This window comes from Cryobacterium sp. TMT2-17-1 (genome assembly GCF_004402765.1).
GTDB lineage: Bacteria > Actinomycetota > Actinomycetes > Actinomycetales > Microbacteriaceae > Cryobacterium > Cryobacterium sandaracinum.
Window position 1 is genome coordinate 34,162 of the sequence record NZ_SOGC01000025.1, and the last position, 21,798, is coordinate 55,959.

At 67.7% G+C, this 21,798-nt stretch carries 22 protein-coding genes; 9 read left to right on the top strand and 13 right to left on the bottom strand.

Annotated features, from left to right (window positions below):
- Positions 1 to 7 precede the first annotated feature (7 nt).
- The gene (locus tag E3O47_RS05905) at positions 8 to 823 is read left to right on the top strand and encodes an alpha/beta hydrolase (protein WP_134374798.1); all 816 of its coding nucleotides are present in this window, start codon (positions 8 to 10) and stop codon (positions 821 to 823) included.
- A 192-nt stretch (positions 824 to 1,015) separates the two neighbouring features.
- A complete protein-coding gene (locus E3O47_RS05910) occupies positions 1,016 to 3,598 on the top strand; it encodes a hypothetical protein (RefSeq protein WP_134419822.1) in 2,583 nt (860 codons plus the stop codon).
- Between the two features lie 9 nt (positions 3,599 to 3,607).
- Here E3O47_RS05910 and E3O47_RS05915 read toward each other — a convergent pair whose 3' ends face one another.
- Positions 3,608 to 4,426: a GntR family transcriptional regulator gene (locus E3O47_RS05915; RefSeq protein WP_104100074.1), complete on the bottom strand. Its 819-nt coding sequence runs from the start codon at positions 4,424 to 4,426 to the stop codon at positions 3,608 to 3,610.
- Between the two features lie 114 nt (positions 4,427 to 4,540).
- Here E3O47_RS05915 and E3O47_RS05920 point away from each other — a divergent pair, with 114 nt between their 5' ends.
- From E3O47_RS05920 to E3O47_RS05930, 3 genes are all read left to right on the top strand, one after another.
- Positions 4,541 to 5,935, top strand: a complete 1,395-nt coding sequence (locus E3O47_RS05920) for an MFS transporter (protein WP_134419824.1) — start codon at positions 4,541 to 4,543, stop codon at positions 5,933 to 5,935.
- A gap of 56 nt (positions 5,936 to 5,991) precedes the next feature.
- Entirely contained in the window at positions 5,992 to 7,122 is a 1,131-nt protein-coding gene (locus tag E3O47_RS05925; RefSeq protein WP_134419826.1) for a nucleoside hydrolase, read from the top strand.
- Positions 7,123 to 7,227: 105 nt separating this feature from the next.
- Complete coding sequence (locus E3O47_RS05930; RefSeq protein WP_134419828.1) at positions 7,228 to 8,898, top strand: ABC-F family ATP-binding cassette domain-containing protein; 1,671 nt, start codon at positions 7,228 to 7,230, stop codon at positions 8,896 to 8,898.
- A gap of 429 nt (positions 8,899 to 9,327) precedes the next feature.
- On the opposite strand, the gene E3O47_RS15920 is transcribed toward E3O47_RS05930, so the two are convergent.
- The 5 genes from E3O47_RS15920 to E3O47_RS05950 all read right to left on the bottom strand — a co-directional run bounded on the left by E3O47_RS15920 (position 9,328) and on the right by E3O47_RS05950 (position 12,525).
- Positions 9,328 to 9,474 (bottom strand): hypothetical protein, encoded by a 147-nt coding sequence (locus E3O47_RS15920; protein WP_166785335.1) that lies wholly within the window; start codon positions 9,472 to 9,474, stop codon positions 9,328 to 9,330.
- 116 nt (positions 9,475 to 9,590) lie between these two features.
- Positions 9,591 to 10,235, bottom strand: coding sequence for a hypothetical protein (locus E3O47_RS05935; RefSeq protein ID WP_134419830.1), 645 nt, complete (start codon positions 10,233 to 10,235; stop codon positions 9,591 to 9,593).
- Positions 10,236 to 10,512: 277 nt separating this feature from the next.
- Positions 10,513 to 11,226, bottom strand: coding sequence for a GAF and ANTAR domain-containing protein (locus tag E3O47_RS05940; protein WP_134419832.1), 714 nt, complete (start codon positions 11,224 to 11,226; stop codon positions 10,513 to 10,515).
- Positions 11,219 to 11,938 (bottom strand): GAF and ANTAR domain-containing protein, encoded by a 720-nt coding sequence (locus E3O47_RS05945; protein ID WP_134343178.1) that lies wholly within the window; start codon positions 11,936 to 11,938, stop codon positions 11,219 to 11,221. Before E3O47_RS05945 ends, E3O47_RS05940 begins: the two co-directional genes overlap by 8 nt.
- A 92-nt stretch (positions 11,939 to 12,030) precedes the next feature.
- Positions 12,031 to 12,525: a MarR family transcriptional regulator gene (locus tag E3O47_RS05950; RefSeq protein WP_134419834.1), complete on the bottom strand. Its 495-nt coding sequence runs from the start codon at positions 12,523 to 12,525 to the stop codon at positions 12,031 to 12,033.
- A gap of 221 nt (positions 12,526 to 12,746) precedes the next feature.
- On the opposite strand from E3O47_RS05950, the gene E3O47_RS15925 reads away from it, so the two are divergent.
- The 3 genes from E3O47_RS15925 (at position 12,747) to E3O47_RS05960 (ending at position 14,145) form a co-directional block, all read left to right on the top strand.
- Positions 12,747 to 13,007, top strand: a complete 261-nt coding sequence (locus E3O47_RS15925; RefSeq protein ID WP_158250226.1) for a hypothetical protein — start codon at positions 12,747 to 12,749, stop codon at positions 13,005 to 13,007.
- A 227-nt stretch (positions 13,008 to 13,234) separates the two neighbouring features.
- Positions 13,235 to 13,966, top strand: a complete 732-nt coding sequence (locus E3O47_RS15930; protein WP_166785336.1) for a glycosyltransferase family 2 protein — start codon at positions 13,235 to 13,237, stop codon at positions 13,964 to 13,966.
- The gene (locus E3O47_RS05960) at positions 13,945 to 14,145 is read left to right on the top strand and encodes a hypothetical protein (RefSeq protein WP_134343181.1); all 201 of its coding nucleotides are present in this window, start codon (positions 13,945 to 13,947) and stop codon (positions 14,143 to 14,145) included. The genes E3O47_RS15930 and E3O47_RS05960 overlap by 22 nt, the downstream gene beginning before the upstream one ends.
- Before the next feature lie 21 nt (positions 14,146 to 14,166).
- Here E3O47_RS05960 and E3O47_RS05965 read toward each other — a convergent pair whose 3' ends face one another.
- Positions 14,167 to 14,697, bottom strand: coding sequence for a pyridoxamine 5'-phosphate oxidase family protein (locus tag E3O47_RS05965; RefSeq protein ID WP_134419836.1), 531 nt, complete (start codon positions 14,695 to 14,697; stop codon positions 14,167 to 14,169).
- A 74-nt stretch (positions 14,698 to 14,771) separates the two neighbouring features.
- Here E3O47_RS05965 and E3O47_RS05970 point away from each other — a divergent pair, with 74 nt between their 5' ends.
- On the top strand, positions 14,772 to 15,665 hold the full coding sequence (locus E3O47_RS05970; protein ID WP_134419838.1) for an NAD-dependent epimerase/dehydratase family protein: 894 nt from the start codon (positions 14,772 to 14,774) through the stop codon (positions 15,663 to 15,665).
- Between the two features lie 59 nt (positions 15,666 to 15,724).
- Here the strand turns inward: E3O47_RS05970 and rbsD are convergent, their stop codons facing one another.
- From rbsD to E3O47_RS06000, 6 genes are all read right to left on the bottom strand, one after another.
- Complete coding sequence (gene rbsD, locus E3O47_RS05975; RefSeq protein ID WP_104170697.1) at positions 15,725 to 16,108, bottom strand: D-ribose pyranase; 384 nt, start codon at positions 16,106 to 16,108, stop codon at positions 15,725 to 15,727.
- On the bottom strand, positions 16,105 to 17,028 hold the full coding sequence (locus E3O47_RS05980) for a ribokinase (RefSeq protein WP_104100062.1): 924 nt from the start codon (positions 17,026 to 17,028) through the stop codon (positions 16,105 to 16,107). The genes rbsD and E3O47_RS05980 overlap by 4 nt, the downstream gene beginning before the upstream one ends.
- Positions 17,025 to 17,969, bottom strand: a complete 945-nt coding sequence (locus E3O47_RS05985; RefSeq protein WP_104100061.1) for a substrate-binding domain-containing protein — start codon at positions 17,967 to 17,969, stop codon at positions 17,025 to 17,027. Before E3O47_RS05985 ends, E3O47_RS05980 begins: the two co-directional genes overlap by 4 nt.
- A gap of 74 nt (positions 17,970 to 18,043) precedes the next feature.
- Positions 18,044 to 19,015 (bottom strand): ABC transporter permease, encoded by a 972-nt coding sequence (locus E3O47_RS05990; protein ID WP_104100060.1) that lies wholly within the window; start codon positions 19,013 to 19,015, stop codon positions 18,044 to 18,046.
- 16 nt (positions 19,016 to 19,031) lie between these two features.
- The gene (locus E3O47_RS05995) at positions 19,032 to 20,540 is read right to left on the bottom strand and encodes a sugar ABC transporter ATP-binding protein (protein ID WP_104100059.1); all 1,509 of its coding nucleotides are present in this window, start codon (positions 20,538 to 20,540) and stop codon (positions 19,032 to 19,034) included.
- Position 20,541: 1 nt separating this feature from the next.
- Entirely contained in the window at positions 20,542 to 21,606 is a 1,065-nt protein-coding gene (locus tag E3O47_RS06000; protein ID WP_104100058.1) for a LacI family DNA-binding transcriptional regulator, read from the bottom strand.
- Positions 21,607 to 21,798 lie beyond the last annotated feature (192 nt).

Consider the following 21,798-nt stretch of genomic DNA (forward strand, 5'->3'; position numbering starts at 1 on the left):
CTGAATCATGCCTCACCTCACCGTTCCGGGCGCGTCGCTCCACTACGAAACGGCCGGCCACGTTTCGTCACCGGCACTCCTCTTGATGCATGCCGGCATCGCCAATCTGCGCATGTGGGACCCGCAGATCGACGCGCTGGCTGCCGGCCACTTCGTCATCCGTTTCGATAGCCGCGGATGCGGCCAGACGACCACCGAGAACGTGGAGTTCTCGCCGCGCGCGGACGCCCTCGCGGTTCTCGACCACCTCGGGGTGGCGTCGGCCACGCTGATCGGGTGCTCTCGCGGAGGCGGGATCGCCATCGACCTGGCCACGGAGAGCCCCGACCGCGTGGACGGCCTGGTGACCGTGGGAGCCGGGCCCAGCGGGTTCCCCGAAGTTGAACTGACCGATCTCGAGGACGCCCGGTTCGACGAACTGGATGCCGCATTCGACGCCCAGGACTGGCACCGTCTGGCGCGCCTCGAGGTGGCGCTCTGGGCGTTCGGCCCACTGCGCACCGAGGCCGACCTCGACCCCGAATTCGTGGCCACGGCCTACGCGCTGGGCCGTGTCAACGCCGCGCATGCGGAAGAGTCCCCGACGCCGATTCCGCTCGAGCCGCCCGCTTTCAACCAGGTCAGCGACATCGAGGTACCCGCGTTCGTCTCGGTCGGTGAGTTCGACATCACTCCGCATCTCGCCGAATATGAGTATGTCCTGTCGACGCTCCCTGACGTCACCGGCTTCACCTTCCGCGATACCGCCCACCTGCCGAGCGTCGAACGGCCGGCGGATTTCAATCGGGTGCTCGTGGATTGGCTGGCGGAGCACCGGCTCTAGTCCGGCGCGGCCGGGGCGCACGAAGGCCGCGCCGGCCGGGGCATCCTCCTGGCCGGGGCCGCCCTGCTCACGCTCGTCGCCGCCGTCGTCACGCCGTGGGCCCTGACGCTGGCGGCCTCACCCTCTGAAACGGCCCTCATCGTCGACGGCCTGCGCGCCCTCGCACTCGCGACCGCCCTGCTGCAGCTCGCGGTGTCATTCCCCGCGGGCCGCATCCTCACCGACACCGAGCGCCGCTGGGCGTTCTGGGCACTGCTGGCCCCGACCGTGGCGGCCGTCGCCCTGCCGGTCACCGGTCTCGCGGAGACCCTACCGGCCGGCGTTCGCGCCGCGCTGCTGCTGGGCTCCCCCACCTTGGCGGTCGTGCCCACGGTGATCCTGCTCGGCGCCATCGGAATCTGGCTGCGGCTGCACGTCTACTCCGGCACCGCACGGATCGAGCGTGTCGTGGCCCTCGGCGCAGCCGCGCCAACGCTGCTCGCGCTGATCTGGTCCGTGCGGCAGACGACGGATGCCCCCGCGCCCGTCGACGGCATCGCCGTCGCGACCGCGGCATTACTCGTCTGCGCCCTCGGCCTCGTACTCGACACGGTGGGGGCACGTGACACGGCCTCGAACACCCAAGGGCGGACGGACCGGCTCGCCCTCGAGGCCGGCGCGGGCCTGATTCTGGTTCCCGGCACTCTCCTGACTCTCGCCGCCGGGAGCCCCCTCGCCTGGCTCATGCTGCTGCTGGTCGGCGCGACCGCCCTCGTCACGGCGATCGCCCCGGACGGGCTCTTCGGCTCCCGGTCACCGCGACGCCATCTTGGCTGGCTCGCCCTGCTGCTCGGCACGGCCGGCCTCTGGGTCGGGCTGAACCGCGTCGGCACCGAGGCCCCTGAGCCGTACGTGCTCCCGGTCGCCGGCATGCTGCTGGTCCTGGCCGTGCTGATCCGCCGGTTCGGCCGCATTCCTCGGGCTGCAGCGGCAAGCCCGGCCGCGGCGCTGCTCACCCTGGCCGGCCTGCTCGTGGCGATCGTGCCGCTGGCGCTCGCCTCGGCCTCCGGCTCGCCCGCGCGTCCGATCGTCATGGCCGCGGCGTGCGGCGTGCTGCTGCTGGGCTCTGCCGTCGCGCGCTGGGGGCCATCACGATCGGCGTACCTTGCCGCCGCCTGGACGAGCGGAGCAATCGGGCTCCTGGTGACCAGCATCGTGCAGCTGATGCGCGTGCTCGGCGCACCCGGCGCACCCGATGCGCGGCTCGAATGCTGGTTGTTCCCGCTCGCTGCCGCGGCGGCGGGGGCGTTCCTGATCGGCGCCCGCACCGACCCAGCGACCCTCCGTCCGCGCACCATCGCGAGCATCACGCTGCTCGTGCTGGCGCTGGCGACCGTGACGACGGCCGAGATTGCCGCATTCACCGGGGCCGATATGACCGATGACGCCGCCGTGACCGCGGTGCGTGCATCCGTTCTCGTGCTCGCCCTCGGGGTCGTGCACGTGCTGGCCGCGTGGCGGCTGCGCGCGCCCTTGACCATGGCCGTCGGCTGGGTTGCGGCGGGGCTGGCCGGGTTCGCCCTGATGAGCGCCGTGGGGACGCAAGCCACCGAACCGTTCGAGTTCGTGACCGTGCCGCTCGTCCTCGCTATCGTCGTCGGCCAGGTGCTCGCCGGGCGCGCGCGACCGGCCGACACCGAGGCGCCGGTCGCCGTGCGGGCCCGCTGGATCACGGCCGGACTGGCCCTGGCCCTGCTGCCCGGCGCGGTGGTCGGCGGCACGGGCGATCTCCTCCGCCCCGTGCTGGCCCTGACCATCGGCGGTGCGTTCGCCGTCAGCGGGGCGCTCCTCCTGGTCCGGCCGCGCTGGGCATCCCTCGCCTGGCCGGCCCTCGGCGTCGGCGCGCTCACGGTTGTGCTCACGGTTGTGCTCACGGCCGCATCCCGCATCCCGCCAATGCTCGAGCTCGCACCGAACGGCCCCGACACCCGGCTCGAGGCATGGCTGCTGCCCTCGGCGCTGATCCTGGCGGCCGTCGGCACAGGTCTCGTCACCGTCACCCGGCGCACCGATGAGGGTACCGGCCCGGGCCGCAGCGAAGCGACGGATGCCCCCGCGCTGCGCCTCGGTTACGTCCTGTTGGTCCTGGCGACCGTCGGGGTTCTCGCGGCCGAGGTGGCCGCACTCGGCTACGAGCCGCTGGCGACCATCCGGGTGATCCTGCTCGTCTGGACTTTCTCCGCGCTGCACCTGGCGGCGTTCTGGTACGACGACAGCCGACTGGGCCGGATGGTCGCCTGGGTGGCGATCGGGCCTGGCGGCGGCGCCGTGGTCGCCGGGTCCGCGTACGCGGCGCCGGCCACGGTGGAGATCGTGAGCGTTCCACTGGCCATCGCCCTGCTGGCCACCGGTTGGTTGCACCTCGACGTCACGCCGGCCGCGCGCAGCCGGCGCTGGCTTGCTCCCGGGCTGCTCGTGCTGCTCGTTCCGTCGGTGCTGCTCGACATCACCGAGAGCCCGCTCTGGCGGGTGGTGGGCCTCGGCCTCGTTGCCACCGTGGTGATCGTGGTCGGTGCCGTGCGCAAGTTGCAGGCTCCGTTCGTGATCGGCGCGATCGTGCTGATGCTGCACGCGGTGGCGCAGCTCTGGCCCTGGATCTCGCTGGCCTACGGCGCGGTGACGTGGTGGCTGTGGCTGGGCGTGGGCGGCGTCATCCTGATCGTGCTCGCGGCCCGCTACGAGCAGCGGATCGCGAACTTCAAGGCGATCTCGATGACTATCTCGGCGCTGCGGTAGCGGCCCGGCTCAGGACTGCACCGCGTGGCTGATCGTCAGCTGCACGAAGTCGGTGTTGATCAGGGCCTTCGAGAGATAGAACGGGCGCCCGTCGTGGTCGAGAGTCTGGGTGAGGATGAGCACCGGGCTGCTGGCCGGCAGCCCGAGCAGCTTGCCGCGTGTGGCACCGGGAACACCGAGCGTGATGTCGGTTTCGCCGGGCCCGAAGATCGGACCGAGCACTGCGATCAGCGCGGCGAGCGCACTGTGTCCCGCAGCTCCCGCGTCACCCTGGGCGTTCGCGTCGACGCCTGCCTCGGACACGGCCGCCACCGCCGCCTCGCCGAGCCGGCTCAGGCGGTCTCCCGGCACATGCTCCTGGATCAGGGCGATGGGTGCACCCTCCCGGGTGATGACGCTCTCGAGAAACCATGAGGCCTCGTCGGTGCGGATGCCGATGGCGTCCGCAGTGAACGCGGGCGACGCGGACTGCAGCGCAGTCTGGGTGCGGCGAACGTGCACGGTCGGTCCGGTCTCGCTGAGAAGCTCCTCGATCGGACGGATCTTCTGCAGCCCGAGGTGAGGCAGCCGGTCGGCGACGAAGCGCCCGATGCCCCGGCGCGAGCGCACGAAGCGGTCCTCCTCGAGAAGCATGAGGGCCTCCCGCACGACCGTGCGGCTGACGCCCATCGCCGTGCCGAGCTCGGACTCCGATGGGAGCAGGGAGGCGATCGGCAGGGATCCGTTGCGGATCGCCTCGGTGATGCGCGAGTACACCGCCACCCGCAGCGGCAGACTTCCATTGGTCTCGAGCGGACCTGCCAGGGCCGCCTCCGTGCGTCGATCCATTCGTTCTCCCCTGGTCGGTGAGTCGAGCCTATCGTGTGATCTCACGCACTTGTATAACAAGCATGTACACTGAGCGTGTCGACCTTGTGTTTGCTCCAATGAAGGAGTCGTGTCATGCTCGTGCTTTCCTCCGAAGCCGCTCCCGTAATGGGGCGCGCCCGCGCTCCCCGGGCTCCCGGAGTGTTGATCGGCACGCTGGTCCTGGCGATCCTGACGTTCCAGCTGAATGCCACCCTCCTCTCCGCCGCCTTGCCAGCCGTCGGCGCCCAGTTGGGCGAGAGCATGCAGGATGTCGCCCGGGTGCAGTCGGTGTTCTTCCTTTCCGGCGCCGTTTTCGGCATGGTCTTTTCCCGCTGGAGCGATTTCCTCGGCCGCAAGCGCAGCCTCGTGATCGTACTGACGCTGCTGCTGATCGGCACCGTCATCTGCGCCCTCGCACCGAGCCTCCCACTGCTGCTGCTCGGCCGGGTGCTGCAGGGCGCGTCCAACGCCACCTTCACGATCTCCTTCCTCCTACTGTCGGAGCGCCTGAACAGCCGCCTGTTCGGCATCTCGGTCGGCATTATCACCTCGGTCAACGGCGGCCTGTTCGGCGTCGACGGCTTCCTCGGCGGCTACGTGACCGACACCATCGGCTGGCGGTTCCTCTTCGTGTTCACCCTCGGCCTCGGGCTGGTCGCAATCAGTTGCGTCGCACTCTTCATTCCGCAGGATGAGCCGCGCACCCAGGACGGGTCAATGGACTGGTGGGGTGCCGGCATCCTGTCCCTGTTTCTGGTGCTGCTCACGAGCCTGATCTCGCAGGCGTCGTCGTCAGGCTGGGCCGACCCGCTCACGCTCAGTTACCTCGTCGGGGCGGTCGTCAGCGCGGTCGTCTTCGTGCTCGTTGAGAGGCGCACCCGACGGCCGCTCATTCCCATCCACGCGCTGCGTTCCCGCCGGGTGTGGCCGCTCCTGCTGTCCACGGTGCTCACCCTGGCCGGGGTCTTTTCCGCGCTCAACTTCACCGTGGTCTTGCTCAGCCAGAACAATCAGGTGGGTTACGGGCTCTCCGCCTCGATGTCGGCGCTGCTCTACCTCACCCCGACCGCGTTCGTCGGCGTCACCGCGGCGATCTTCTCCGGCTGGATCGCCGTGCGGATCGGTTGGATCACCGCGCTGCGGCTGAGCAGCGGCGTCATCACCCTGATCACGGTCGGCCTGGCCGTGTTCGCGATGGACCGCTGGCTGGTTTTCAGCCTGCTCATCGTGATGGGCGTCTTCTACCTCGGCCTGTTCCAGAGTTCGGTCAACGGCGTCTCCGTGCTCAACTCGCCGCCCGAGGCCCGCGGGGCCCTGCCCGGCCTGAACGGCGCCTGCTTCGGCATCGGCATCGGCATCGGCATCGCCCTCGTCGCCCCGGTCGTGGCCGCGGGCACGGTCGCCGGCTTCCAGACGGCCCTGTGGATCTCCGCGGGTCTCACCCTGGCATCCTTCCTGGCCTCCCTGATTCTGCGCCCCGCCGCATGAACTCCCGCACCGCTTCTGAACCCCTGAACCAGCACCATGAGAACGGATGGTCAACGATGACTCCCACGACGGCTCCCCACCCCCGCCCGATCTACCTCGACTGCGACACCGGGATCGACGATGCGATGGCGCTTGCGTTCTTGCTGGCGACACCGGGCATCCGTCTGGTCGGGATCGGCACGGTGAGCGGATGCGTCAACCCGGCCGTCGCCGCGGTGAACACCCTGAGCCTGCTCGCTACCGCCGGGCGTGACGATATCCCGGTCGCGGTCGGCGTCTGGGAGCCCGTCAGCGGGATCTCCCGGCGCGGGACCGCCCACATGCACGGCCGCAACGGGATCGGGGACGTGCTGCTGCCCCGCTCGCGGCGGCACCCAGTCGACGACAGCGCCACGGAGCTGCTGATCCGGCTGGCGCACGAGTATCCCGGCGAACTGGAGGTCATCGCGGTCGGCCCGCTGACGAACCTGGCCGAGGCCCTCTACCTCGACCCGGAACTTCCCCGGCTCGTGCGTCGCGTCACCATCATGGGCGGCGCCGTCTTCGCGCCCGGCAACGTCGGCAAATTCGCCGAGGGCAACATCGCCGCCGACCCCACGGCCGCCGCGGACGTCTTCGCGGCCAGCTGGCCGGTGACCGTGGTCCCGCTCGACGCGACGGCGCCGCACACCTTCGACGAGACCCACCGGCGGGCACTCGCCTCGGCCTCGGGGCTGACCCAGCAGGCACTGGCCGCCATGCTCGGCACCTGCCTGACGCAGTGCGGCACGCAGTTCAGCACGCGGCGTTTCGCCCTGCATACCTCCATCGCCGCGGCCTTCGCAACCGGCGCTCTTGAGGCCGAGCGGGCGCCGACCCTGCGCATCTGCGTGGACATGAGCGCCGGCCCGCGCCACGGCCAGACCCACTTCGCCAAGGTGGAGGCGGCGGCCGGGGGGCCTGTCACCGCGGGGCCTGCCGGGCAGAATCCGCACGAGGCCCGGGTCGTGCTGTCCATCCGGCGAAACGCCGCGACGCTGCTCCTGGAACGAATCCTCACCCTCGCACCCGCTGCGACTTCGGCTCAGGCTTTCGTGCCGGCTGCCGCTGAGGCCGTTGTTGTTCCGGGTCAGGCTCAGGCTCCGTCCGGAGCCCGAGCACAGGCGCCCGCTCGGACCCGTAGGCAGGCGGAACCGGTACCAGCCTGAGCCGCCGTCTGCATCCGTCGGCATCCGTCGAGCCGCTCTTCTTGAAGACTTTCGCAACACGCCGTGACGCGCGCAACCGCAGTGCCAGTCTGAGAAAATAGACGAATGACCGCAACACTCGTGGCCAAGGGCCTGACCGGCGGGTACGCGCACCGCACACTCTTTGATTCCCTCGACCTCACCGTCGCGCCCGGCGACGTCGTGGGTGTCGTCGGTGTGAACGGATCGGGCAAGTCCACGCTGTTGAGCTTGCTTGCGGGCCTGTCCGAACCGCAGTCCGGCACCGTCAGCCTCGCCCCGGCCGACGCCTTCGTCGGCTGCCTGCCGCAGGAGCACGAGCGTGTGCCCGGTGAGACCGTGGCCGGTTACATCGCCCGGCGCACCGGCTGCGCCCAGGCGACCCTCGAGATGGACGACGCGGCATCCACTCTCGGCGATGCATCACCGAGCCCGCGACCCGACGGCCTCGACCCGGCCGACGCGTACTCGGCCGCCCTCGAGCGCTGGCTGGCCAGCGGCGCCGCCGATCTCGATGAACGGATGCCCGTGGTGCTCGCCAGCCTCGGTCTCACTTTCGGCACCGAACTCGCCGAGCACACCCTGATGACGTCTCTGTCCGGCGGGCAGGCCGCGCGGGTCGGACTGGCCGCCCTTCTGCTGTCGCGCTTCGACATCGTTCTGCTCGACGAACCCACCAACGACCTCGACCTCGACGGCCTGGAACGCCTGGAGTCCTTCGTCACCGGCCTCCGCGGCGGCGTCGTGCTCGTCAGCCACGACCGTGAGTTCCTGGCGCGCTGCGTGACGCGCGTGCTCGAACTCGACCTCATCCAGGGGGCGAACCGGGTCTTCGGCGGCGGCTACGACTCCTACCTGGAGGAGCGCGAAACGTCCCGCCGGCACAAGCGCGAACACTACGACGAGTTTGCCGAGAAGAAGGCCGACCTCGTGGGCCGGGCCCGCACCCAACGCGAATGGTCAAGCCAGGGCGTGCGGAACGCCATGAAGAAGGCACCCGACAACGACAAGATCCGACGCAAGGCATCCGCCGAGTCCAGCGAGAAGCAGGCGCAGAAGGTGCGGCAGCTGGAGAGCCGCATCGCGCGCCTCGAGGAGGTCGACGAGCCGCGCAAGGAGTGGCAGCTCGACTTTACGATCGGGTCCGCGCCCCGCTCGAGTTCGGTGGTGTCCACGCTGAGCAACGCGGTGCTCCGCCAGGGCGATTTCACCCTCGGCCCGGTGTCGCTGCAGGTCAACGCGGGTGAGCGCATCGGCATCACCGGGCCGAACGGGGCCGGCAAGTCCACGCTGCTGCGCGCGCTGTTGGGGCATCAGGTTCCGGATGCCGGCACGGCCAGCCTCGGTGCCAGCGTCAGCATTGGCGAAATCGACCAGGCTCGGGCTCAACTCGATGGCACCCGGCACCTCGCCACCAGCTTCGAGGAACTCGTGCCCGATCTGTCCACGGCCGAGGTGCGCACCCTGCTCGCAAAATTCGGCCTCAAGGCCGACCACATCAACCGTCCGGCCGCGGACCTCTCCCCCGGCGAGCGCACCCGTGCCGGCCTGGCGCTGCTGCAGGCGCACGGCATCAATCTACTGGTGCTCGACGAGCCCACCAACCACCTCGACCTGGCCGCCATCGAGCAGCTCGAGCAGGCCCTCGAGTCCTACGAGGGCACGCTGCTGCTGGTCACCCACGACCGACGGATGCTGGCCAACGTGCACACGGACCGGCACTGGCGGGTGGACAACGGCCAGGTGACCGAGGCGTAGGTGAGCGGACCCTATTCGATTGGTGGAGTCGCTCCCGGAAAGTCAGAGCTGACTGCACCGAGTGGACGCGGCTGAGCCCAGGCGGAGCGTCGTGTCCGGTGTTGAACCAATTCGACGGAGAATCTGCCGGAAAACTGCAATTTCAGGCTCTATGTGGGCGATTTGGGCAGAATCTCCGTCGAATTCGTTCGAGGAAAGTCACTGCCAGACCTCGCGGACAACCGCCGCGAACCCAAATCCACGATCCCTCACGGCTGTCAGGCCCCTCGCATCAAGGACTCAGTAGCCGTCGGCCGGTCCCGCCGAGGTGGTGCCGGCGATGCTCCAGTGCCGACCCCTGTCGACTGTCTCAGCTTCTTCCCCGTTTTCGTCACCGTCAGCGGCGTCTGCCAGGTGCAGGGCCGGTGGTCGCGGCGCAGACGGATTTCTTCAGTATCCCGGGCGGGTACTGCCGACGTTCTTCGACCGGCGGCGCGACGAGCGAACCTTCTGCATCGCGGCCTTCCCCTGCGGGCTGCGCAGGTACTTGGTGACCACGGTCAGGATTACGGGGATGTACTTCAGCAGGCGAGCCATGGCGGTCTCATTTCTGTTTAAAATTTTGGGTACGAGAGTGCGGTAGCGGCTGGGCAGACCTGCGCCCGCCCAGCCGCCCGGTGCAGGTGTTGGATATGAGTGTTAGGTGCTGGACGTCAGCGGCCGAGTGCTTCGCGGTCGACGCGGCGGTGGAACCGCATGCCGGCGAGTCCGCCGACGATTGCGCCGATGAGGCTGATCAGGACGATGACGATCGCGGTGATGATGCTGCCTGCCGTGAGACCGTCCGGATTGAGCGGGATGCTGGGCAAGCTGTTCAGGTTCATCAGAACGTTGAGTTCACCGCCGGCAATGACCCCGAGGATCCCGGCGACGGCAGCGATCACGATCGCCCAGACCCAGACCGCGATTCCCTGCTTGATTCCGTTGAAGCGGGCCATCCGACCGGCGACGTAGCCGCCGCAGAAATATGACACGAAGACCACAACCGCGAGCACAATCGCTCCGACCAGTGCCATGGTGCCGGCGTTCTCGGCAGCAGTTCCGGCAGCTTGGTCTGTGGAATCGGCCCCGCCCAGGCCGACTGCGGCTCCGACCGCAGCGAACAGGGCGGTGAGGATCACCGCGGTCCCGGTGGCGGTGAGCCAGCCGAAGAAAGCCGATCCCCACTTGATCCCGCCGAAGCGGGCCTCGTCGCGGCCGACGGCCTTATCACGGTCGGCGACCTCGTGGCGGTTGGTCGCCCCATCGCCCGCGGATACCGCAGCATCGGAGCCGTGGTCGTCGATGTTTCGATTCATGTTTAAACCGGATGAGTCGTATGTTGCCATGTTGATATCTCCTCTACTGATACAGATATGAACCTCAGAGAGTCAGGACGACTTCGCTCAGCCGCGTCACAGGAGAATCGATGGAGTGGACGCGATCGGAGCGTGTCCCGCCGAGACAGAATCTGTCTTCAGCGAGAATCTCTTAACATGTAGTCGTATTTCAGAGGGTGTTCGTCACAGAAATCAAGCAGGGAATTTCGCGCTCCGGGAGGATTCAGGCGCTCTGAGAGGCGCGGGGGTCTCCCGCCTAGATGACAAGGGTCTGGTCGACCAGCCCCTGAGCAACCTGGGACAACAACAAGTGGTTACTGCGAGCGTGATTCCTCAGCAACGCGAATGCGTCCTCCATCGAGACTCCGCGGGAATGCGAGATCACGCCTTTGGCTTGCTCGATGAGGACTCGGGAGTTCAGCGCAATCGTCAATTGCTCCCGCACCGAGTTGCTTTCTCGGAGCGTGCGTTCCTGCAGAATCCCGATCGTGGCCACATCGGCCAACGCCTGGGCCGCGCGCACATCCTGTTGGCGCAGGGCGCCGGGAACAGTGGACAACAAGTTGAGGGCGCCGATGGTAGTCTCACGCAGCCGCAACGGAATCGCATGGACCGCAGCAAAACCCTGCTCCCTGGCACTGTCCCGAAACCGCCGCCACGCGAGCGGGCTGTCCTCCACGTCCGGCAGGGACACGACCGACGCGGTAATGAAACACTCGACACACGGGCCCGCCCGAGCGCTCAGTTGCATCACCTCGACAAGCCTGCTGGCTTCGCTGGTGGAAGCGACAACTTCGAGCTCTCCGTTTTCGTCGGCCAGGAGAATACCTGCCGCCGCAATATCGAAGAGCCCGGCGCAACTCTCCACCAGTGTCTGGAGGAGCTCCACCACGTCATAACCGGCAACCAGGGTGTCAGCTAGGGTCGCGAACGTTTCGATCAGGCGGTCTTCTCTCGTTTCATCAATCATGAGACCCTTCGATCTGGTTTTCATTCACCGCAAAAGTCAATCGCCGGTCGATGATCTCCTCCGCGATCTCCTGCACAGATCGGCCGACGGCGAAGGCATGGCCCTGGATGATCAGACGGGCGTCCAGGGCAGAAATCCCCAGTTGGGCCAGCACCATGCCTGTGGCCTGATGCACCTCACGTCGGGAGAATTGTTTGCGCGTGTCGGTTTCACCCTTAATGTCGCTCTGGGACAGCCGGATGGCACGGGCGAGAACGAGCCGGCTGACGACGGTCGCGAGGGCTGCAGTGTGCTGGATATTCAGATCACTGAGATGACTGGGCCGACTCGTGTACAGGTCGATCGCCCCGATGCGCAACGGCCCCAACGACAAAGGAAAAGCAAAAAGCGCGCCCAGATCATCGGCGATGATTGCCTCCGAGAACGCCGGCCAAACCCGGTTCGGTCGTTCGCGAATGTTCGGCTCGAAGATCGGCGCCCCGGTTTCTAGAGCATCCCAACTCGGACCCTCGCCCAGATCGAATTGCAGCTCGTCCAGCCGCATCGATTGGGCGTCGCTCGCCGAGATTGTCTCATCAGGGAGAAAGTCACCGAACGTCGAGATTGACACGCCATCCACCGGCAGTACCCCCAGGAACGGCTCGAACAGACGGGACTCGCTGCCTGTCAAAGCGGACAATGCCTTTTCGGCAACCGCGAATTGATCACGCATGGCAATCCCTCCTGCGATTCTCGCTGCTGCTCCTTTTCAAACGTGGCCAAGTCATTTTCCGAACGTACCCCGCCACGTCCGAAACGGGAGGCTCAAGAAGCCTTCACGACCGATATTTGAGTTCCAGCAAGTCTTTCTTCCAGGTCGTAGCCGAGCGCCGCAGCGATATTCAGCAGCTGCGCCTCGAGCAGCTCCTGTTCAGCACACGACATTTTCCTCTGAGCTTCGCCGATCCGTGCACGAAAATCACCGTACATGCTATCCATCAGCGTCTCGCCCGTCGCAGTCAGCTCCAGGAACAGGCTCCGCCGGTCATTCGGGTTGGCAACTCGGCGCACGACATCCCGGGCGACCAACCGGTCAGAGATCGCGGTGACCGCACCCATCGAGAGATCCGTGGAACCGGCCAAAATCTTCGGTGTCACCCGGCCCGCTTCCGAAATTCGAAAAAGAACCCGTATCTCAGAACCCGTGAAGCCATCCTTCGCCGCCATCCCGGCACGCGTCTTGTCCAGCGCTCGAAGCAGAACGACCACCGCAGCAGCAACACCCTCGAGAACCTGGACGGAGCCACTTTCCTTGAACATGGTTTCCTCCCGACATCAACGAAAAGTACTCAGCTGGATCTGCGGCACATTTCCGCCTCCACCCTATCGACGACGTGCATCATCTTCCAACATAAAATAGTTTGAAATTCAAACTGATCGCTATATATTACTCTCCGACGCCAATTCTTAGGGCATCGTCCGATCTCTGCTGAACCACCACGTGGCGCTTCAGGGTCCGCTGAGAGACAGGGTCTATTTCCATGAACGAGTACCGTCTGACCGTGAATGGCGACCGTTACGTTGTCGACACCGACGATGACCTGGCAGCATGGAAAACCTCCGTGGCCGACGCGGTGCAGCGCGGTGGAGGATTCATCAATGTGATCAATTCCGCCGGGTTCTTGACTACGCTTCTGATCACCCCGAACTCGACCGTCACGCTGCAACAAGTCCGCTCCCAACGACCGGAGCCCTGGACCCAGCTTCTCGCCGAGGAGGCCTTCACCTACGAGGACTTCTAGCTCTCCGAACTGGTGTCTTCGGCAACTCCTCAGCGGGCCCGTCGCGGCGTACGTTTGTAGTAACAACCCGGGGGACAGATGCCGCAGCCGTGAGTCACACAGCCCGCACCTGGGGCTCACATGCCCGCGCTCCAACCGCGCCGGCACCGCCGGCATCGCCGACAGCGTGCGCTGAGCCCGCTGCCCTCCACCGGACGCCCGGGCGCCGGCTCTGCCTCTCCGTCGCCGTGAAGTTCTGGCTGTCCGTTCTGTTCGCGCTCAGCTGGACCGACGCATCCGTTTGGATCTCGCTGCCGTGGATCCAGGACCTGACCCGCCTGACCGGCGAACCGGCGGCGTGGATCATCGTCTCCCTGGTGGCATTCCTGCCTGGCTTCGTGGTGGCGTTTCTGAGCCTGTCGCTCCTGCTGGATCGCCAGCCGCCGTTCCGGGTCCCCGATCCGGTCACCCCCCTGACCATCATCGTGGCCGCCCGAAACGAGCAGGACGGTCTCCGGCAGGCGATCCGCTGCATCGGCGGGAGCGATTACGCCGGCGAGGTGACGGTGATCCTCGCCGACAACGGCTCCGATGACGCTACGGCGCGGTTCGCCAACGTCGCCGCCATCGAATCCGACGTGGACCTGCTGGTCGTGCGGCAACCTGTCCCCGGCAAGTCGAACGCGCTGAACTCCGCACTGACCCACGTGACCACGCCCTATCTGATCACGGTCGACGCGGACACGCTGCTGCACCGGAAGGCCCCGCGCCACCTGATCTCCCGGCTTGAATCCGCCCCGGCAGACACTGTTGCCGTGGCCGGCGCGGTTCTCGTGCGCAACTCCCGCATCAACCTGCCCACCCGCATGCAGGAGTGCACGGGCTGTTCTGGGTGCCCGGCCTCGTGCTGTTCGCCGTCTTCGGCAACACGGCCGTGGTCTCGATCTGGGCGCTGGCCGTGCTTCCGATCACCCTGGTGATCTACGGAAGTCTGCGCATGTTCCAGAGCCGCCGGGTCTTCGGTCCGCTCGGTCTGGAAATGCGACGCAACCGGTTCGGCTACCTGGCCTATCTGCTCGGCGACCAGGTGCTGTGTTCCTACGCGTCACTGGTCGGCTATGTGCAGTTCCTCACCGGGTCCGCCCGCCGCTGGAAGTAGTCCCCCTCAGCCCGAGCGCGCTCAGCCCTCGGCGGGAATCAGGTAGCGGTGGCGCACGTGCCGGCGGCCGGGGTCGGCCTGCCAGAATTCGACCTCGACCGGGCGCAGGGCGTACAGCTGCCAGGTGGGGTTCTCTGATCCGTCGGCGCCGGGCCGTTCGGACCAGTCGGCCGCCGAGGCATCCGTCGACAACTCGGCGACCGGGCCGACCACGCGCACCTGGCGGCCCAGCGCCGACCAGAAGAAATTCATCGCGGCCAACGGATGCTCCGTCAGCTCCCGGCCCTTGCGCGACGCCCACGAGGTGGCGAAGTGCCAGCCCTCGGCGTCGAGATTCTTGAGGATGAGCATGCGCGACGACGGCATGCCCTCGGCGCCGACGGTCGCCAGGCTGAAGGCGTGCGGCTGGGAAACCCCGGCCGCGAGGGCCTCATCAAGCCACGACCGGAACAGTACAGCCGGGTCGAGTGGCGCCGACGCCGGGTCGAAAATCGGCAGATCGACGGGAAAATCCGGCAGGGAACGCAGCATGCTGCGGAATGATTCGCTCACCCACCGAGCCTACTGCGTCGACTGTCAGCGTTCAGAGAGTGCCGCTAGCGTTGGAAGCAGACAAGAGGAGCGAGATGAAGGTACTCATTGCAGGATGCGGGGACCTCGGCACGGAGGTGGGCCTGCGTTTCGCGGCGCTCGGGCACCGGGTGGTGGGGTTGCGCCGCAACGCGGCCGTTCTCCCCGCCGGTATCGAGGGCCAGTCCGTCGACCTCAGCGCGCACAAGCCGGTCGTGCCGGCCGACACCGAGATCGTGATCGTGGCGATCGCCGCGGGCAACCCCAGCCCCGCGGTCTACCGGGCGGCCTACGTGGACGGTCTGCAGAACCTCCTCGACGCGCTCGACGAGGCCGACGTCACGCCCCGCCGCGTGCTGCTGGTGTCGTCGACCGCCGTCTACGACGTGTCCGACGAGAGCTGGGTCGACGAGCAGACGCCGGCCAACCCGCGGCCGGGCACCGACGCCATTCTGCTCGAGGCCGAACGGATGCTGCACGCCCGCATCCCCGCGGCTGTCGTCTTCCGCCTGTCGGGCATCTACGGCCCCGGCCGGGAGCGCCTGATCACCCAGGTGCGGAGCGGCCGCACCACCGCGTCGGCCTCGGCCCGCCACACGAACCGCATCCACCGGGATGATGCCGCGGCCGCGATCGTGCACCTGATGCTGCGGGAGGAAGCACCGGCGACCCTCTATCTCGGCGTCGACAGCGCGCCGGTGCGCGGCGGTGAGGTGCTGGCGTTCCTTGCCGAGGAGCTTGGACTGCCAGCCCCTAAGCCTGAGGCACCCGGCGCTCCCGGCGCAACAACTGCCGCGCCCACTCGGCCCGTCCCGCGGGACAGCCAGCGCGGAGGCGACAAACGCCTCCGCAACCATCTGCTGCTGGGCACGGGTTTCACGTTCAGCTATCCGACCTACCGCGAGGGCTACCGGGCCGTGCTGGCCGGCCGGGGCATCCGTCACCCGTAGCTCAACCGGGTTCGGTGTGAACCAATTCGTTCGGGAACGAGACGCCTAGAACGAGACGTCTAGAACGAGACGCCGCAGACCAGCGCCGCGTTCGCGAACGGCGTCGCCTCCCCCGAACGGATGAATAGCTTCGCCGAGGCCGACAGGTCCTTCAACTCGGCGTGGCTGATGTACTCGATCGCGTCGAACCGGTCGGCCAGCCAGACCCCGGCGGGGGCGGTTTTTGCCTCCTCCGCGGCCACGCAGCGCTGGAACACCATCTCCTCGAGCAGGGCGTCGAGCACCTGCTCGAAGCGCGGCACACCATGCACAAGCGCCAGGTCGATCACGGGAACGCCGGCCGGGATCGGCATGCCGCAGTCCGCGAGGAGAACGACATCCGTGTGCCCGAGGCGGGCCAGGGCGCCGGAGAGGTCGGCGTTCAGGATGCCGCGGCGCTTCATGCGCGTACCAGCGGCAGCTCGTCGGCCAGGGAGGGATACGACGTCTGCGTGCCGCGCGACTGCACTGCGAAGGCACCCACGCGCACGGCCCGGCGCACGGACTCGGACAGGCTCGACCCGGCCGCGAGCTGCGCGCTGAGGGCGCCGACGAATGCGTCGCCGGCGCCCGAGCTGTCCACGGCAACGACCCGTGGCGACGCCAAACTGTGGGTACCGTCCCGGTCGGCGCAGATCGCGCCCTTCGCACCGCGGGTGAGCACGACCGAGGGAACGCCCCAGTCGAGGAGCCGGGCGACGAGCTCGGCGTCCTCGGTGGGGATGACCATTTTCGGGGCGAGTTGCGCGAGCACGAGGGCAGCCTCGTGCTCGTTGACGACCAGCGGGTCGGCCCGACGGATGCTCGCGGCATCCAGTTCGATCACGGGCGCCAGGTTCAGCACCACCCGGCCGGTGGCCAGCCGCATTGCCGCCACGATGCCCTCCGCGGGAATCTCACCCTGAAGCACCACCACGGCGGCCTCCGCGATGACGGTCGCGCTGGCCTCAACGGCCTCCGCGCCCAGCAGTGCGTTGGCGCCGGGGATGATCACGATGGTGTTTTCGCCGTCGGCGGCGACCGTGACGAGTGCCAGGCCGGTCGGGCCGTCCACCGCGCGCACATTCGACAAGTTCACTCCGGAGCGGGTCAGGATCGCAGTCGCGACCTCGGCCTGCGGATCCCGGCCGACCAGGCCGACCATACTCACCGCGGCGCCCAGCTGGGCGGCCGCGACGGCCTGGTTGGCTCCTTTTCCTCCGGGGAGGAGCTCCATCGACGTTCCGATGAGGGTCTCACCGGGCAGCGGGTGGCGTTCGATGGTGATCAGCTGGTCGACGTTGATCGACCCGACGACGACGACCGTGCTGGCGGAGTAACTCACTTGGCGAAGTCGCCGACATTCGTCTTCGTGACGGAGACGACCTCGACCGGAACGGTCTTCTCGATCGTGTCGCCGGCGATGGCCTTGATGGCCAGTTCAACGGCGAGCTTGCCGAGTTCGGCCGGCTGCTGAGCGATGGTGGCAACCAGGGTGCCTGCCTCGATGGCGGCGAGTCCGTCGGCCGTGCCGTCGAAGCCGACGACCGCGACCTCGGTGCCGGCCCGCGACCCGAGCGCCTGGATGGCGCCGAGCGCCATTTCATCGTTCTCAGCGAAGAGGCCGGTCGCGCCGGGGTTGGCCTGCAGCAGGTTCGTGGTCACGTCGAGCGCGGCGGCGCGGTCGAAGTTGGCGGTCTGCTTGGCGACCACGGTGATGTTCGGGTAGGCCTTCATGCCCTCTTCGAAGCCCTGGCCGCGGTCACGGCTGGCCGAGGTGCCGGAGACACCCTGCAGGTGGATGACGCTGCCCGTTTCGCCCATGGCCTCGGCGAGGGCGTCGGCAGCCTGACGGCCACCGGCCACGTTGTCGCTGGCGACGAGTGAGTTCAGGTCGGCGCCGTTGACCGTGCGGTCGACCCCGATGACCGGAATACCCGCGCTGAGGAGGTCGTTCACGGCGGAGGAGGCTGCGTCGGAGTCCACCGGGTTCACGATGACGGCCTTGGTGCTGCCGGAGGCGGCGGTGGCGAGCTGATTGGCCTGCGTGGCCGAGTCGTTCTGGGCGTCGACGATGTTCAGCTGCACGCCGGCCTCGTCGGCGGCAGCCTGCGCGCCGTCGCGCAGTTCCACGAAGAACGGGTTGTTCAGGGTGGAGACGGCCAGCACGATCTTGGTGCCCGACGCCTCAGACCCGCCACCACGGCCGCAGGCCGTAGTGCCCACCAGAATCAGGGCGGCGGTGGCGGTCAGCGCCGCGATTTTGCGAAACGAGGAGGACTTCATTGTGTATTCCTTTGTGGTTATTGATGGGTGAGGAGAAAGGTAGAGGGGGTGACGGATGTCGGCCGCCGGCCTGGTCAGCTGCTGCGGGTCTTGCGGCGGAGCACGTCGACGCCCACGGCGAGGGCGATCACGAGTCCGATCACAACCTGCTGCCAGAACGACGTCACGTTGAGCAGGTTCAGGCCATTGCGGATGACGACGAGCACGAGGGCACCCACGAAAGTGCCTGAGATCTTGCCGAGGCCACCGGCGAGGGAGGCACCGCCGATCACGACGGCCGCGATGGCGTCGAGTTCGTAGCCGGCCGCGGCCTGCGGCTGCGCGGAGTCGAGGCGCCCGGCGAGCAGGAGCCCGGCAAGTGCGGCGAATAGTCCGGCCAGGGCGAAGACGGTGACCAGGATGCGCTTGACCGGCAGTCCCGACAGCCGGGCGGCTTCGGCGTTGCCGCCGACCGCGTACATCGAGCGGCCGATGACAGTCCGGTTGAGCAGGAAGGAAGCGGCCAGGGCGGCGAGCACAAGGATGATGATCGGCATCGGCACCGGGCCCAGGTTGCCGCCGAGGAAGGAGACCTCGGCCGGCGTCGAGATCGGACGGCCGTCGGAGATGACCAGGGTCAGTCCGCGGGCCACGCTGAGCATGGCGAGCGTGGCGATGAACGAGGGCAGCTTGCCGTAGGCGTTGGCCAAACCGTTGATGGTGCCGGCCAGGGCTCCGACGAACAGACCACCCAGGAGGGCGATCCAGCCGGGGAGGCCGGCGCTGGCGAACATCCAGCCCGACGACATGGCCGACAGGGCCGCCACGGCACCCACCGAGAGGTCGATCCCGCCGGCCACGATGACGAAGGTCATCCCGAAGGCCAGCACGGCCACCGTGGACACCTGGATGCCGATGTTGAGCAGGTTCTGCGCGGTCAGGAAGTCGGGAGTCGCGATGAACAGGGCGATGCAGAGAACGACGAGGCCGACGAGGGCGCCGTTGTTGGCGAGGAACTTCTTGTAGTCGAGACCGCGGCGCTTCAACGGCAGGGTTGTGGTGGACATGGTGGCTTCCCTATCTCTATTCGTACTTCTCGTCGACATCGCGGGCGGCGAGTGTCATGACTGCGTCTTGGGTGGCCTCGGCGGCGGTGAGCTCGCCGGCGATCCGGCCGTCGCGCATCACGAGGATGCGGTCGCTCATGCCGAGAATCTCGGGCAGTTCACTGGAGACCATCAGAATCGCTCCCCCGGCCGCCGTGATCGCGTTCATCAGTTCATAGATCTCGACCTTGGCGCCCACATCGACGCCGCGGGTGGGCTCGTCGAGGAGCAGCACCGTGGAGGCGGCGATGATCCAGCGGCCGAACACGGCTTTTTGCTGGTTGCCCCCGGAGAGTGCGCCGATCGACTGGTCGATGGTGTGCATCCGGATGCGCAGTTTCATGGCCACCTCGGCGGCCCGGCTGCGTTGGCCGGCGAAGTCGACCAGACCCAGCTTCGCGGTGGCGGCGAGCGTGGCGTAGCCGAGGTTGTCGTTGACGGATGCGTCGAGCACCAGCCCCTGTCCCTTGCGGTCTTCGGGCACGTGCCCGATGCCCGCTGCGATTGCCGCCTGGATGCTGCCGTTCGGCAGCTGCCGGCCGCGCACGGCGACCGTGCCGGAGGTGTACCGGTCGGCGCCTGCGATCGCGCGGATCAGTTCGGTGCGCCCCGCGCCGACCAGCCCGGCGATGCCAAGCACCTCGCCCGCCTTGACGCTGAAGCTGATGTCGCTGAACGAGCCGGCCGAGGTGAGCTTGTCGACCGTGAGGATCTCGGTCGCCTGGCTCACGTCGCCGGCCGACCGCGGGAAATGGTCTTCGATGTTGCGGCCGACCATCAGCTTCACGAGGTCGTCTTCGGGGGTGGAGGCCGGCACCTCGGCGATGAACTCGCCGTCGCGCAGCACGGTCACGGTGTCGCCGACCTCGGCGATCTCGTCAAGGTGGTGGCTGATGAACAGCATGCCCACCCCACGGCGGCGCAGGTCGGTCATCACGGCGAACAGGCTCTCGGTCTCGTGGCGGGTCAGGGCCGCGGTGGGCTCGTCCAGGATCAGGATGCGGGCGTTGATGCTGAGCGCCTTGGCGATCTCGACCAGCTGCTGCCGGGCGATGCCGAGGTCGCCGACCAGGGTGTCCACGTCGACGTCGAGGCCGATCAGGGCGAGGGCGGCACGCGCCCGATTGCGCAGGGCGCTGCGGTCGACCAGGCCGTGCTTGGTGGGCATCCGCCCCAGCATCACGTTCTCGGCGATGCTCATGGTGGGAACGAGGTTCAGTTCCTGGTGGATCGTGGCGATGCCGAGTTCCTCGGCCGCGCGGGTGGTGGGCAGGGTGACTGTCTGCCCGTCCACCACGATGTGGCCGGCGTCCGGCTGGTACACCCCCGCCATCATCTTGATCAGGGTGGACTTGCCGGCGCCGTTCTCGCCCAGCAGCACCTGCACCTTGCCGGCGTAGACGCTGACGGTGACGTCTTTGATGACCGTCACCGGTCCGAAGGTCTTGCCCACGTTCTGCAGGGTGACCAGTGGTTGTTGACTCATGTCAGTTCTTCCTCGGGCTCGGCCCGGATGCGGGTGAAACGGCTGCGGGTGAATCGGGCACTCCTGAGATGGGCGCCGAGGACGACGCCCGGATGATCAGTTCGCTGGGCAGCACCACCGACTCGGGGGTGCCTCCGCCAATGACCTCGAGCAGCATCTTCACGGCGATCCGGCCCATGTCCTCGACACTGTGCGAGATGACGCTGAGCGCCGGGTCGAGCAGGGCGAACCACTCGATGTCGTCGAACGCGATCAGAGCCACGTCCCGGCCGATACGCAGCCCGCGCTTGTGAAGAATGGCGATCGCGCCCACGGCCATCGGGCTGTCGGCGGCGAGCAGGGCGGTGGGCGGCTGGCGCAGTTCGAGCAGCGCGTGCACGCCGGCCGAGCCACTGGCGGCCTGGAAGTCGCCGAAGTAGACCAGGTCGGGGTCCTGGCTGAGGCCGAACTCGGCCACCGCGCGAGTGAAGGCGGCGAACCGGTCCCGGCCGGTCGAAATGGCCTGCGGGCCCGAGATGTAGCCGATGCGGGTGTGGCCGGCCGCGGCCAGGTGTGCAACAGCCTGGCGGATGCCGGTTTCGCTGTCCGTGGTCACGCTCGGCACATCGAGGCCGTCCACGGTGCGGTCCACGAAGACGGTCGGGATCTTGCGTTCGATCAGCGAACGGATGCTGCCGCTGCCGTCCCCGAGCGGTGCCACGACGATGCCGTCCACTCGCCTGGAGATCAGGGTGTCCAGGTACCGGTCCTGCTGTTCCTTGCGCTCATTCGCGTTGCCGAGCAGCGTGACATAGCCGGCAGCCAGGGCGGCCTGTTCGACCGTGTGGGCGAGGTCGGCGAAGAAGGGGTTGCGCACATCCGACACCAGCAGGCCGATGGACTCGGTGTGGGTGCTGCGCAGGGCGCGGGCCTGGGCGTTGGGCCGGTAGTCGAGCTGGGCGGCCGCGGCGGCGACGCCGGCCCGAGCCGCGGGCGAGGTGGCCGGGCTGCCGGACAGGACCCGGGAGGCCGTGGCCACGGAGACGCCGGCCAGGGCGGCGACATCCTTGATCGTGATGGCAACCATCTCTCACCTCTTCGTGTTCGTGCGGGTATCAATGTAGTCGTGGAATCGTTTCCATGGAAACGATTTCATACTAGGTCCCCGCGAAGGCCGCTGTCAACGAGCCCGGAGGAACAGCGCAGCGAAGTAGCATGCCCGGTACGGCGCGAAGGAGACCATGGAGATTCAGCGAGATACCTACAGAGACGGCACCCT

Bases quoted from the DNA above. Each gene is read 5' to 3' on its own strand.
- E3O47_RS05905 (WP_134374798.1), top strand. From the start codon at position 8: ATGCCTCACCTCACCGTTCCGGGCGCGTCGCTCCACTACGAAACGGCC.
- E3O47_RS05915 (WP_104100074.1), bottom strand. From the start codon at position 4,426: ATGGATCGACGCACGGAGGCGGCCCTGGCAGGTCCGCTCGAGACCAAT.
- E3O47_RS05920 (WP_134419824.1), top strand. From the start codon at position 4,541: ATGCTCGTGCTTTCCTCCGAAGCCGCTCCCGTAATGGGGCGCGCCCGC.
- E3O47_RS05925 (WP_134419826.1), top strand. From the start codon at position 5,992: ATGACTCCCACGACGGCTCCCCACCCCCGCCCGATCTACCTCGACTGC.
- E3O47_RS05930 (WP_134419828.1), top strand. From the start codon at position 7,228: ATGACCGCAACACTCGTGGCCAAGGGCCTGACCGGCGGGTACGCGCAC.
- E3O47_RS15920 (WP_166785335.1), bottom strand. From the start codon at position 9,474: ATGGCTCGCCTGCTGAAGTACATCCCCGTAATCCTGACCGTGGTCACC.
- E3O47_RS05935 (WP_134419830.1), bottom strand. From the start codon at position 10,235: ATGAATCGAAACATCGACGACCACGGCTCCGATGCTGCGGTATCCGCG.
- E3O47_RS05940 (WP_134419832.1), bottom strand. From the start codon at position 11,226: ATGATTGATGAAACGAGAGAAGACCGCCTGATCGAAACGTTCGCGACC.
- E3O47_RS05945 (WP_134343178.1), bottom strand. From the start codon at position 11,938: ATGCGTGATCAATTCGCGGTTGCCGAAAAGGCATTGTCCGCTTTGACA.
- E3O47_RS05950 (WP_134419834.1), bottom strand. From the start codon at position 12,525: ATGTTCAAGGAAAGTGGCTCCGTCCAGGTTCTCGAGGGTGTTGCTGCT.
- E3O47_RS15925 (WP_158250226.1), top strand. From the start codon at position 12,747: ATGAACGAGTACCGTCTGACCGTGAATGGCGACCGTTACGTTGTCGAC.
- E3O47_RS05970 (WP_134419838.1), top strand. From the start codon at position 14,772: ATGAAGGTACTCATTGCAGGATGCGGGGACCTCGGCACGGAGGTGGGC.
- rbsD (WP_104170697.1), bottom strand. From the start codon at position 16,108: ATGAAGCGCCGCGGCATCCTGAACGCCGACCTCTCCGGCGCCCTGGCC.
- E3O47_RS05985 (WP_104100061.1), bottom strand. From the start codon at position 17,969: ATGAAGTCCTCCTCGTTTCGCAAAATCGCGGCGCTGACCGCCACCGCC.
- E3O47_RS05990 (WP_104100060.1), bottom strand. From the start codon at position 19,015: ATGTCCACCACAACCCTGCCGTTGAAGCGCCGCGGTCTCGACTACAAG.
- E3O47_RS05995 (WP_104100059.1), bottom strand. From the start codon at position 20,540: ATGAGTCAACAACCACTGGTCACCCTGCAGAACGTGGGCAAGACCTTC.
- E3O47_RS06000 (WP_104100058.1), bottom strand. From the start codon at position 21,606: ATGGTTGCCATCACGATCAAGGATGTCGCCGCCCTGGCCGGCGTCTCC.